General features: G+C 37.7%; 11 protein-coding genes and 1 tRNA gene. 2 read left to right on the top strand and 10 right to left on the bottom strand.

Annotated elements, in window-relative coordinates; all coding sequences use genetic code 11:
• Positions 1 to 164 precede the first annotated feature (164 nt).
• Both Q7I96_05560 and Q7I96_05555 read left to right on the top strand, forming a co-directional pair.
• Positions 165 to 1,721 carry a hypothetical protein gene (locus Q7I96_05560; protein ID MDO9627075.1) on the top strand — a complete coding sequence of 519 codons (1,557 nt, stop codon included), beginning with the start codon at positions 165 to 167 and terminating at the stop codon, positions 1,719 to 1,721.
• Positions 1,722 to 1,751: 30 nt separating this feature from the next.
• Positions 1,752 to 2,480, top strand: coding sequence for a hypothetical protein (locus tag Q7I96_05555; protein MDO9627074.1), 729 nt, complete (start codon positions 1,752 to 1,754; stop codon positions 2,478 to 2,480).
• Between the two features lie 127 nt (positions 2,481 to 2,607).
• Here Q7I96_05555 and Q7I96_05550 read toward each other — a convergent pair.
• From Q7I96_05550 to Q7I96_05505, 10 genes are all read right to left on the bottom strand, one after another.
• A tRNA-Ser gene (locus Q7I96_05550) sits at positions 2,608 to 2,692 on the bottom strand.
• A gap of 72 nt (positions 2,693 to 2,764) precedes the next feature.
• A complete protein-coding gene (gene rpsJ / locus Q7I96_05545; protein MDO9627073.1) occupies positions 2,765 to 3,073 on the bottom strand; it encodes a 30S ribosomal protein S10 in 309 nt (102 codons plus the stop codon).
• Positions 3,074 to 3,118: 45 nt separating this feature from the next.
• Positions 3,119 to 4,360, bottom strand: coding sequence for a translation elongation factor EF-1 subunit alpha (gene tuf / locus Q7I96_05540; protein ID MDO9627072.1), 1,242 nt, complete (start codon positions 4,358 to 4,360; stop codon positions 3,119 to 3,121).
• A 165-nt stretch (positions 4,361 to 4,525) separates the two neighbouring features.
• Positions 4,526 to 6,718 (bottom strand): elongation factor EF-2, encoded by a 2,193-nt coding sequence (locus Q7I96_05535; GenBank protein ID MDO9627071.1) that lies wholly within the window; start codon positions 6,716 to 6,718, stop codon positions 4,526 to 4,528.
• A 181-nt stretch (positions 6,719 to 6,899) separates the two neighbouring features.
• Positions 6,900 to 7,460 carry a 30S ribosomal protein S7 gene (rpsG, locus tag Q7I96_05530; protein ID MDO9627070.1) on the bottom strand — a complete coding sequence of 187 codons (561 nt, stop codon included), beginning with the start codon at positions 7,458 to 7,460 and terminating at the stop codon, positions 6,900 to 6,902.
• A gap of 4 nt (positions 7,461 to 7,464) precedes the next feature.
• Entirely contained in the window at positions 7,465 to 7,890 is a 426-nt protein-coding gene (locus Q7I96_05525; protein ID MDO9627069.1) for a 30S ribosomal protein S12, read from the bottom strand.
• A gap of 232 nt (positions 7,891 to 8,122) precedes the next feature.
• Positions 8,123 to 8,554 (bottom strand): NusA-like transcription termination signal-binding factor, encoded by a 432-nt coding sequence (locus tag Q7I96_05520; GenBank protein MDO9627068.1) that lies wholly within the window; start codon positions 8,552 to 8,554, stop codon positions 8,123 to 8,125.
• A 7-nt stretch (positions 8,555 to 8,561) separates the two neighbouring features.
• Positions 8,562 to 8,858: a 50S ribosomal protein L30e gene (locus tag Q7I96_05515; GenBank protein ID MDO9627067.1), complete on the bottom strand. Its 297-nt coding sequence runs from the start codon at positions 8,856 to 8,858 to the stop codon at positions 8,562 to 8,564.
• 11 nt (positions 8,859 to 8,869) lie between these two features.
• The gene (gene rpoA2 / locus Q7I96_05510; protein ID MDO9627066.1) at positions 8,870 to 9,967 is read right to left on the bottom strand and encodes a DNA-directed RNA polymerase subunit A''; all 1,098 of its coding nucleotides are present in this window, start codon (positions 9,965 to 9,967) and stop codon (positions 8,870 to 8,872) included.
• A gap of 174 nt (positions 9,968 to 10,141) precedes the next feature.
• Positions 10,142 to 12,799: a DNA-directed RNA polymerase subunit A' gene (locus Q7I96_05505; GenBank protein ID MDO9627065.1), complete on the bottom strand. Its 2,658-nt coding sequence runs from the start codon at positions 12,797 to 12,799 to the stop codon at positions 10,142 to 10,144.
• Between the last annotated feature and the right edge of the window lie 40 nt (positions 12,800 to 12,839).

Below are 12,839 nucleotides of genomic sequence, written 5' to 3'. Positions count from 1 at the left end.
AAAAGAGCTTCTAAACATGTTCATTTTAAGTCTGAAAGAATGATTATTAACCATTATACTAGATATTTGGCTACATTTATCCTAAAATCAGATGAAACCCGATTTAGAACCTATTTGGGTAATGATAATGCTGAACCTCCTGAAATATTTGAAATACGACGATCATGGCAAACAAAATATTTGAAAGAATTATTAATTTCTCAAAATTTAATTTATGGAATTATATAGCTTATTTATGGGGGCATAAAATAGTGACTAACACTAAAAAATCTATAAAAATAGCAAAATGCAGCATCAAAGAAGGAGAAACTCTTGATATAATTATTGATGGAATAAGATCGGATGAAGAATATAATTTTTCGGTTAATGTTTCTAAAATTGAAGAAGATCATACATTTTGGGCATTTGAAACATCTTCTACTGTTAATAATCTTGATACTGATAAACAAATTAGTTTTAAAATTCCTGAAGATTATAAAGAGGGTCTGTATTTAATTAATCATATTACCCTAATCAATAAAGAAAAAAATATTCAAGATCCTTTATCACCTATTATGGATGAGGATCGAGAAAGTTTGCAAATTCCAGTCAATAGTAAAGCTTTATTTGAGGTAATAAAAGATTCTGATTCTCCTAAAAGTTGCTCAGAACTAAAAAATCAATATAATGAAATAATAACTAATCGAGAAAAAGAATTTAATCAAGGGTTTGGAAATGGATTACACGAGTATTTGGGCTTAGTATTTGTTAGAGACTGTAAATTAACCATTCGAATGCGTTTAGGAAGATATGAAGTAATTCCTTTTGAAGGAATATCTTGCAATGACGAAATATCACTTATAAAAAGCATACTTGCAGAAAATAACCTAAAACTGGGTATTAATGATGATGAAATCTTAAATAAATGCAAAAGTGAACAGCCTAGTTTTATTATTCACTTTCCTAAAGTTTGTGCGGATTCATTAAATGATGCGGCTTCTAAAATTAAAGAAAGATCTCAACTTATTTGTGATTTATTAGCCGTTCAAAGAGGAGCCCGCCCTTCAATAATCGGAATGGTATTAATCGGTTTGAATAACAATGAAAGTTGGTTTGGATTAAATATGCAATCATATGGTGGAAATTTACTTGGGGGTTTTTTATCTGGAGAAGATCCACAGTTTTTGGAGTACAGTATCCAAAAATCAGAAAATAATGAGAAAATTCAGCTATATTTTTCATTGTATAATGAAGCTAACAAAGAAGATAGGATTGAATTTAAATATTTCCGTTTATGGAATATTTTAGAAACAATTGCACGCAGCAAAAATTATATTGGCCAGGATTTACTTGATTGGCAAGGTAATATAGTAAAAAATAGGAGAGGTGTTGATAGAAAAATTCAAGATGATTCTAAAGAATTGGTTTTTGAACTTATAAGAGAAGTTTTCACTTCATCCAGTATGTCTAATAGCACATTTGCTATGGGCCTTAATCAAGGTTTAATTGATGAAATGATTCCGATTTGGTATAGGCATAGAAATTGTGTTGCCCATGGTGGTGGATGTTTCCATGATGACTCTAATTTCTGCAAAATAGATAAAGATCAATGGGTTAACTGTAAAAATGCGCATGATGAAATTATTTCGGTTCATGGTGTTAGAAATAGTTTTAATGATGGTTATCTTAGAGCATTAGATGGAACTGTTACGAAAATCATTGATTTTGAGATAAAACTTTAAGAATTAATTTTTAATGAAATAGGTAATAAAATGGTTTCTAAAAAATTTTCTGCAAGTACAAAACGTCAAATTCGTAAAGAAGCAGGATATGGATGTTGTAGATGTGGCTCTGAGATAATTCAATACCACCATATTAATCCTAATTTTAATAAAGTGGAAGATGGAATGGCATTATGTCCCGGATGTCATGATATGGCCACAAGAGGTGCTATGACACTTTATGAACAATTAGAATTTAAAAATAATCCATATAATATTGTCCATGGTTATAGTAAAGGAAAATTAATTATAAATCCGGGCACAATTCCTTTTTTATTTATTGGCCATAATACTATTTCTCCGTCGGAGAATATAATTACTGTTAATGGTGAAAGTTTATTAGGAATCAATATAAATGATGATGGGTTTATAGCCTTATCTCTTAAATTATACAATGAGAATGATGATTTAGTAATGGAAATATTAGATAATGAATGGATATCTGGTGACTTTTTAGCTTGGGATATTGAAGTAAGCTATAAATGGATAAAAATTCGTCCAAAAAAACGTAAGATTATTTTGGACATTAGAATTGATGGGATAATAAAAATAAAGGCGGATTTATGGCGAAGAGGGTCTAATATAAAATTGAGTCCTGAGAAACTTGAAATAATTGGTAATGATGGTAACATTAAATTTAGTACAGATCATTTTTGTGGAGTACTCTTAGAAAATTTTGGGTTTAATATAAATGAAAATGGAGAATTTTTCTTAGGTTAATATTGCTAATTTGAATTTAATTAAATTATATAATTTTTATATTTTTTTTTAAAGTAGTCTCATATATTTATTATCAATTCTCTTTGTAACTGATTTTGATAATAAAACAAATAAAAAATAAAAAATACGCCGGAACTGGGATTTGAACCCAGGCGGAGAGAGTCTCCACGGGATTTCAAGTCCCGCGCCTTACCAAGCTAGACTATTCCGGCAAATGAGAATAATATTCAAAAATAAGCAATAGGCCTAATATAATAAAAAATAGGGATTTAAGCTAAATTTAATTAGCTCTTTAATTCAATCTCGATACTCACGTTGTCAGGTACATTTACCTTCATGACCTGTCTCATGGCTCGCTCGTCGGCTTCGATACCCACTAATCTTTTGTGGATTCTTAGCTCCCATTTTTCCCAAGTTGCTTTCCCTTCACCATCTGGTGATTTACGGGTAGGCACTACCAGCTTTTTAGTTGGTAATGGGATAGGGCCAGAGAGATCTACGCCAGTTCTTTCAGCTATTTTTCTTAGCTGTTCGCAGACATAGGCCAATTTTTCAGGGTCAGTCCCTGTGAGTTTAATTCGTGCGTTGTGCATTTTTTTAGTCTCCAAAAAATAAAAGAGTAAAAAGGTTAATTAAACCTATTTAGCCTTTACGAGATCAATACACATACCAGCGGCCACGGTTTGACCCATGTCCCGGATAGCAAATCTACCCATGTGTGGAATGTCCTTGATTTTCTCGATAACCATAGGTTTGGTTGGTTTAATTTTCACTATTGCAGCGTTACCGGTTTTGAGGTAGTCCGGGTTTTCTTCGTCCACTTGACCAGTTGCTGGGTTCATCTTGTTAACTAATTCTAAGAAAGTACAAGCGACCTGAGCGGTGTGACAGTGGAATACAGGGGTGTATCCTACGGTGATAACACCAGGGTGTTGTAATACAACGATCTGTGCGGTGAACTCTTTAGCTACACTTGGAGGGCTGTCAGGGTGTCCTGCAACGTCTCCTCTTCGTACATCGTTTTTACCTACACCACGTACGTTGAATCCTACGTTGTCACCAGGTTCTGCTGAATCAAGCATTTCGTGGTGCATTTCGATGGATTTAATTTCTCCGATAGCTCCGGCAGGTTCAAAGATTACACTTTCACCTTTCTTCATGAGTCCGGTTTCGATTCTTCCCACTGGAACGGTTCCCACACCAGTGATGGAGTAAACATCCTGGATAGGTACTCGTAGTGGTAATTTGGTTGGTTTCTCAGGAGCAGTGAAGGTTTGTAGAGCTTCTACGAGAGAAGGTCCTTTGTACCATGGAGTGTTTTCACTCTTAACGGTGATGTTGTCTCCTTCGAAAGCAGAGAGTGGTATGAAGTGGATGTCTGCTGGCTTGTAAGCTACAGTCTTAATCAAGTCAGAAACTTCGCCTTTTAAGGTGTTGAACTTCTCTTCATCGTAGTTAACCAGGTCCATTTTATTGATACCGATGATTATCTGGTTGATACCGAGGGTTCTAGCCAAAAATGCGTGTTCTTTAGTTTGTGGCATGATACCGTCGTCAATAGAGACTACTAATACTGCGGCGTCAGCCTGGGAAGCACCAGTAATCATGTTCTTAACGAAATCACGGTGACCAGGACAGTCCACAATAGTAAATTCGTACTTTGGAGTTTCAAACTTAGCGTGAGCTAAATCGATGGTTACTCCTCTTTCTCTTTCTTCACCTAATTTGTCCATTATAAATCTGAACTTGTTTTCCCCTTCTGCTAGCTGTTGTTCAGCAATAGCTCCGGATTGGAGTAATAAATGTCCCACAAGGGTTGATTTTCCGTGGTCTACGTGTCCAATAAACGCCAAGTTCATATGTTCTTTTGTTTTAGCCATTAACAATACCTCCATTTATTTGCGTTAGCAATCAGTTAATTTGAGCTTAGGTTAAGTTTAGACTTAACCCTTTAAATAGGTAATGATGTTGTTGTCCACTGGGAACATGGTCATCATTTAAGCTTTTTTAATTTAAAAGATTTAAATTGAAAAATAAGGTTAGATTTAACCTAAGTAGTGTTCAGGACCATATGGTTCTGGTGATAGGCCTTTTCTGTCCCTAATTTCTCTTATAATTTCTTTTTGCAGTTCACGAGGCAGTCTTTCAAATCCTGCATTCTCGGTGGACCACAAACATCTTCCTTCAGCTGCAGAACGAATGTCACCGGCAAATCCAAACATTTCCGCTACAGGAACTTTGGATTCTACGGTGGCCATGTCTCCTTCCTGGGACATATCCACAATTTGGCCTCTTCTGTTCTGAACTTCTCTGGTAGATGATCCCATGTAATCTTGGGGCACGTTGATGAATACCTTTTGGATAGGTTCCAGTAATGTTGGCCCGGCCAGCATTAATGATCCGTATACTGCTTTCCTGATAGCAGGCAATACTTGGGCAGGTCCTCGGTGTACCGCATCTTCGTGTATCTTTGCATCCATGAGTTTGATTTTGATTCCCATGACCTTCTCTTTAGCAATAGGTCCATCATCTAGCGCACTCTCGAAACCTTCCATTAAAAGTTCCTTGATTTCGTCCAGGTACTGGATACCTCTGGTCATGTTAACAAATATTGATCTCCGGTAAACATTCCAAACTTTTCGGGCTTGGTCTTTTTCCAGACCGAGTTCCACGAATTTTGGAATTAAATCTTTACCTTTAACACGGCCTTCCTTAATTTCTCCACTTTGAATGGCCTGGAATATTTCGTCTTCCAGTGGTTCAATTTCAATGTAGAACTTGTTGTGCTTGTTAGGTGATTTTCCTTCCACAGGCCCTGCAGTTCCAGAAATGGTTTCCCGGTATACTACGATTGGTTCTGAGGTTTCAATTTCTACACCTTTTTCATTGATACGGTAAGCGATAATTTCCAAGTGAAGTTCACCCATACCGGATATGAGGTGCTCTCCAGTTTCTTCGTTGATTTCTACCTTAATGGTAGGATCTTCTTTACCTATTTGCCTTAAAACTTCAATTAGTTTAGGCAGGTCCTTGGTGTTTTTAGCTTCTACCGCTACCGTAACTACTGGTTCGGAGATGTGTTCTAATCCTTCGAAAGCCTCAATTTTACGGCCTTCATTACAGACAGTTTCCCCAGCTACAGCGTTTCTGGCACCAGTAATTGCTACAATGTTTCCGGCAGGCACTTTATCAGTGTTTACTCTTTCTGGTCCGAAGTAAACTCCTACTTGCTGGATCCGGTTTTTACCGTGAGATCCCACGAAAAAGATTTCAGTTCCTTTTTCAATAGTTCCACCGTAAACCCGTCCAGTAGCGATTTCACCGGCGTGCTTGTCAATACTCACATCAGTAATCATTACTGCTAATGGCCCGTCAGGGTCAGTGTTGAGCATGGCTTGGCCTTCTTCACTGTCTAAGTCTCCTGGCCAGATGGTAGGTACCCGGTAAGCTTGAGATTCATCAGGGCTTGGTAAGTGTTCTACTACCATTCCCAGTAATACGTCAGCTAGAGGCACTTTGTCAGCTAATTCTTTCTGTTTTTCGTCTTTACAGTAGTTGATGATATCATTGAAGTTGATACTAGTTTGCTGCATGACTGGTACATTGAGCGCCCAGTTGTGATATGCAGATCCGAAAGCAACACTTCCATCTTCTACTCTAACTTGCCATTTGTCTTTTAGCTCTTTAGGAGCCATATTCTTAATGAGCTTGTTAGCACTGGCAATGGTCTTGACGAACCGATTTTGTAGCTCGGTAGGATCAAGTTTTAATTCGTTAATTAACCGGTCAACCTTGTTAATAAATAAAACTGGCCTTACATTCTCTTTTAGAGCTTGTCTTAGCACAGTTTCTGTTTGGGGCATGATACCTTCCACAGCGCATACTACTACTACTGCACCGTCTACCGCTCTCATGGCCCGGGTTACGTCCCCACCAAAGTCCACGTGACCTGGTGTATCAATAAGGTTGATCAGATATTCGTTATCGTCATACTTGTGAACCATGGACACGTTTGCTGCGTCAATGGTGATTCCTCTAGCTTGTTCCTGTTCATCGAAATCTAGGAAACGCTGGTCTCCAGCTAACTCAGAGGATATCATACCAGCACCGGCCAACAGGTTGTCAGACAAAGTTGTCTTTCCGTGGTCGATGTGGGCCACGATACCGATGTTCCGAATGTATTTCGGCTGGTACATCAGCTCTTTTATTCTATTAATCATTTTGTCTCGTCTACTCACTAAAATCACCTGGTAAATATGACAAATCTCATAATTTACATTTAATCATTTTATTATCTTTTGAAATACCCTAATCATGCTATTATACTATATAGCATGCACCACTTCCATTTTTTTAAAAAGAGTTAATGAAAATAATAATTTCCATGAAATCATTTAAAAAAAAATATGAAAATGGTAATTAGTGGGCAGATCTAGCAATTCTCTCTTTTTCTTCTTTTTTCTGAATAGCGAAACTTCTAGTATCGTATTCTGCTGCTAGAAGAAGTTCGTCAGCTAGACTTTCTGCCATAGATCTTTTACTCTTGAAAGCAGATTGCATAGCGCCTCTGGTTAAGAAACCGAGAGAGAGGTCTACTCTTCGCTGAGGTGCAATATCCACTGCTACTTGGTACCCGATTCCACCGTATTTAATTCGGGTGGTTTCTTCCCGAGGAGAAGTGTTTTCCACAGCTTTGACTAGAATTTGCACGGGGTTTTGTTTGGATCGTTTGTTTATAATATCAAAAGAACCTTCAACGATACTGAAAGCTTTATTTTTCTTTCCAGCGTTGATGTGGGTTCTCATAATTTTATTCATTAACCTTTCTACAATAGAGACTTTTGATTTGGCGAATTGTCTTTTGACGTGCCGGCCCATAGTGTGGGGAACCATTATTTCATCCAAACATAGGTAATTAACCAGACCCATGTCTTCTACTTTTACTTCTTCCAGATCCCACTTATCAAAAACTTGACTCATGAAATTACCTCACTGGTTTTTCTATTTTCCCTTTAACCATTTGTGATAGGGAAACGTTGTTAACTTTAGTTACTTTCCATCGGACACCAGGGATATCTCCCATGGATCTTCCGGAAGGTCCGCCGATACCGGCTATGAGTACTTCGTCGTGCTCATCGATGAAACCAATAGCACCATCACCTGGGCAAAAAGCAGTTAGCTGTTTACCGTTTTTAATGAGCTGTACTCTTACACACTTTCGTATAGCAGAATTTGGTTGTTTTGCTTCAATTCCCACTTTTTCGATGACGATTCCACGTGCTTGTGGTGCACCTTCTAAGGGATCAGCTTTTACATCTAAACGTAATGCTTTTCGTTTATATTGAGTATCTTTCCATTTGAAATGTTGTCTATTTTTTTTGAGCTTTTTAGCTGCGAAAAGTCCTGGCAAGTTAATATTCCTCCTTATAAATTTGAGTTAATAATCCCGCTTTCGGTTATTAGCGTAATCAATATAAAACCAATATATATTAAACCATATAAATTTAGCTAAAAATTTAATGAGAGTAATTGAAATATATTAAGTTATTTAATTTTTCTAGTTTACTAGTTTTTACAATTATATTAAGATAATATTAAATTAATTTTAATAGTTTCTGCTAATTACTAGCATTCTAGTTAATTTATTTTATAACGATATTACTAATGCTGTGCTGTCGTTTGGCCAGTAATCTGGCTCTTTCAATATTTTGACCGCCTTTACCGATGGCAGTCCTCTTATTTTTACCATCTGTGTCTACAGTGGCAACTTTTTCCCCGTTCTCCCTTTGCAGAATTCTGATACTGCGAAGTTTAGCCGGGGCCATTAAATTGGATATGAATTCAACGGGATCTTCAGAGTGCTCTATAACTTCAACACCTTTATCCACTGTTTTCTGGACTTTGGTTACGGTACTTCCTCCTTTACCGATGGCAAGGCCCATGTCTCCCTTTTTCACCAGAAAAGTAATTTTTCCGTTTTCATCGTCCACGATACAATCTTTTACCATTGCACCGGTCATGCTTTCAAACAGTGCAATATATCTTATTTCATTGGTGGTGAATTTTATAGTCACTTGAACACTACCCCATTGCTTCTAATATTGTAGAATCTCCAGGTTCTTTGATGACCAGAGTGGCCACGGTAAATGGCTTACCACAAACAGAACCTAAATCAACACTGGTTCCATTAAAGGTGTAAACAGGAATTTCAGAAAGTTTAGCATAGTAAGCGACATCTTCTTTGATGTTCTCTGGGCTGTTTTCAGCAACTACTACTAGTTTTCCTTTACCTAATTTTAAGGCCTGAATTGATTTTTCTGATCCTAAAGTGACAACACCTGTGTCTACAGCTACTCGTATTCCTCTATCTACGTCCATCTACTGCCTCCTTATTTTTTTTGTTTCATTAAGACACCAACAGAGCCCGTTCCTAACGGTATTGGTTGTCCGATAATAATGTTCTCAATGATTCCGGTAAGGTGATCTATCTCTCCTCTTATACTAGCGCGAAGAAGATGCTTTCCAGTTTCTTCAAAAGAAGCTCTAGCAAGAACACTAGCTTTCTCACCACTAATACCATGTCTACCTATGGACTTAATCGAACCATCAGCGCTCATCATATCTGCTACTAGCATAATATGTCTCACATCGACTGTAAGTCCTTGTTCATCCATTGTACGTTGTGCTTCGTGTATAATTGCGTTCCGGCCTGCTTCTATTCCGAGAACTTTCTCTACTTCGTGGATATCGTTGGTTGTAGTTCGGACTTTGTCCACACCTTCCATTTTAAGAACAGCTCCAAGATTTGAACCTTCAGTGTGAATCACCCATTCGTCCTCTTCTTTACGAATAACGACTTTTCCGATGTTTTTCACACCACTTATTTGAAGATCTCGTACTTTATCTGCTAAAAGTCTTAATTCTCTTATACTTGGTTTAGCAGGTTCAAAACTTAGTACGTTGTTATCTATCTTAACCTTCTTAAAAGCTTTTTCTACACGATTTATAATGTCCTCGAAATCAAGCCTTTTATCTTCAATTTTAGGCATATCCAGTTCCACTACTACATTCATTTCAGCATAGTTAACGTGGAAGTCCTGGACAATGTCATTCATAGTACTTTTACCAATCTGATTGGCAATAGTCCTTACGAATTCTTCATCACCTCTGAATTCTTCTTCAAAGTATATGGCCATGGTTGGAGTGGATATCTTCTTTCTAGCATCCACAATTTCAATGAGTCTGGGAAGACCCAGGGTAACGTTAAGTTCTGCTACCCCTGCATAGTGAAAAGTACGCATGGTCATCTGAGTACCTGGCTCCCCAACAGATTGGGCAGCAACAGTTCCTACAGCTTCACCATCTTCCACTTTGGCACGGTCATAAGATTTTTTAACTTTTTTAACTAATTCATCAAGTTCTTTATCATCAAGGTCACGTTTTTCTACAGTTTCAGCTATTTCATATATTAACTGTTCTGTAAAAATTTTCTGAGCCCTTTTCTTTTTAACGACTTTTGTAACCTTTTCTATTGTTTCCTGCACAAAATCACCTAAACCCGAAATGTTAAAGATAATTTAATTATCATTATTTATCAATTAATTTTTTCAAATTAATTAAATTTAATATCTTAATTAAATTAATTCCAGATCACTTAACTATCACTTACCTGATTTTATCCTCATTTCGTCTACGAGTTTGTCCAGGTCAACTACTTTACCATAGTCACTCTTGGCTGGATCTACTCCATCTTCTCCATAAAGGGTCTGGATAACAACGCCCCGGTTGTCAGTAACCTTACCTTCTGCATTTACACTCAAATCCTGCAGAGCATTAACCAGTCTTCTTTGCATGTAACCACTCTGAGCAGTACGTATAGCTGTATCTACCAGACCTTCTCTTCCTCCCATTGCGTGGAAAAAGAATTCTATAGGATCCAGACCTTCTTTGTAACTGGAGTGCACAAATCCTCGTGCTTTTGCTCCTAGTTCACGTTTTTGGAAGTGAGGTAGTGTTCTTTCACTGTAACCCCTGTCGATTCGGCCACCCCGAACTGACTGTTGTCCTACACAAGCAGTAATCTGAGTAAGGTTCAGCATGGAACCTCTTGCACCAGTTAAGGCCATTATTACTGCGTTGTTTTCGTTAATGTCAAAGTAACTTTCTGCAATTTCCCCTGACTTGTCCCGGGCTTCCCCTAGAACCTGCATGATTTTCATTTCCAGAGTCTCTTCCAGGCTTCTACCAGGTAATGGTTCCAGTTCGTTGTTATCATAAGCAGCTACCAGTTTATCTACTCTCTCTTCAGCTTCATACAGATAAGCTTCGATATCTTCTTTAGCTTCTTGAGGAATTTCTTCGTCATTGGTACTGGTGGTGAATCCTGCTTTCATAATACCTGAAACTGCCAGTTTGGTAGATGCATCCAGGAATTCCCTGGCGCTATCAGTTCCGTATTCTTTCACAATGTGATCCAGGATTTTTCCAGAGAAAGCACCATAGGCTTTTTCATCTATAACTCCACTTAATAGTTGACCTTCTTCGATAACTACGTAAGCATCGTTTTTACAAGATCTTTCGGTACACTCGTCACATTTTCTGCAGATTTCTGCTCGGTAAACCATGTTCATGTCCTTAGGCAGCACTTTACTGAAAATTTGTTTTCCAGTCCAGGTTTCACCAGTTCTATCAGGTATAGGTAACTTTGCGTTCCTTAAAACCTGGAATACTTGATCTTCATTGAATATGGCGCTTTTCCGGGTTAACAGATATGCTCCTGAAATGTGATCGTGTATTCCTCCAATAATAGGTCCTCCGAACCTTGGGGAGAGAATGTGTTCCTGTACTCTCATGAGTGACTTGGCTTCGGCACGTGATTCTTCAGTTTGGAAGACGTGCATGTTCATTTCGTCCCCATCAAAATCAGCATTGTATGGTGGACATACACAGAGATTTAATCGGAATGTTTTATATGGTAAAACCCGTACTTCGTGGGCCATCATGGACATTCTGTGAAGGGAAGGTTGTCTGTTGAAGAGAACCACATCTCCATCTTTCAAATGCCTCTCTACCACATATCCCAGTTCACCTTTTTCCAGATAATTCTTTTCCAGATTTTCAGCTACAGTTTCTTTTATTTCGTCATAAATTCTAATTTTCCGACCGTCAGGCCTTATGACATAATTTGCTCCAGGGTGTACCTCAGAACCATTCATAATGTATCCTTTAAGTTCTTCCAGGTTCCATTCAGTTACTTTTATTGGTACCGTAACTTCAGTGGCTATTATTTCTGGAACTCCTACTTCATTGATACTGATGTTTGGATCTGGTGAGATAACGGTACGCGCAGAGAAATTTACACGTTTACCAGAAAGGTTGCTTCTGAAACGACCTTCTTTTCCTTTTAATCTCTGAGCAAGAGTTTTCAATGGTCTACCGGATCTGTGTCTGGCTGGTGGCACTCCTGATGCTTCATTATCAAAGTAGGTGGTTACGTGGTACTGTAAAAGTTCCCATAAATCCTCTACAATAAGTTGTGGAGCACCAGCTTCCATATTTTCTTTTAAACGTTGGTTAATACGGAGAATATCAACTAATTTGTGAGTTAAATCATCTTCTGAACGTTCACCAGTTTCTAGAGTGATGGAAGGTCTTACTGTAACTGGAGGAACTGGTAAAACTGTTAGAATCATCCATTCAGGTCTGGCTACTTGAGTACCATCCTTGGCCTTCTCAGCATTTACTCCTAAAATCACAGCATCAGAATCAGTTATTATTTCCAACCGTTCCCTTACTTCACTAGGAGTAAGTTTATAGTTACCTTCTACAATGGAAACTGGTTTATCAATTTTAACGTCTTCCTGCTCTTCTTCACAGTGAGGACATTTATCCCTTCGAGCGACAGTATAAACATCTTTAATTATTTTGGTTAAACTTTCCTCGTTTTTGATTAGTGTCTTGAATTTGTTCTGATAATCAAATATTTCACTATCAGTTAATAAAATCCGTCCGCAAGTGTTACAAGTGGATCTCAATATTTTATGAATAGTATCTGCGAATCCTACGTGAATTACAGGTCTGGCTAGATTTATATTTCCAAAGTGACCCTGACATTCTCCACCTTTAGTACCACAGGTTCTACATTTTAAACTGGGATCTATAACTCCTAAACGTGGATCCATTAGCCCATTTTCAATAGGGTATCCATCTTCGTCATAGGTGTCTGGTGTTACGATTTTTGTAACAGACATACTTCTTATGTCGTCTGGAGACATTAATCCGAAGTTGATTTGGGAAATCTTCTTTAAAATTCCGGTCAAAGTTTTCTCTCCTTTAATTTGCTATTATTAATCCCTTATT

The sequence above is a fragment of the Methanobacteriaceae archaeon genome, from assembly GCA_030656015.1.
In the GTDB taxonomy this organism is placed as follows: Archaea; Methanobacteriota; Methanobacteria; order Methanobacteriales; family Methanobacteriaceae; genus UBA349.
Note: the sequence above shows the minus strand (reverse complement) of the source record. Positions and strands in the feature narration are given on the sequence as shown.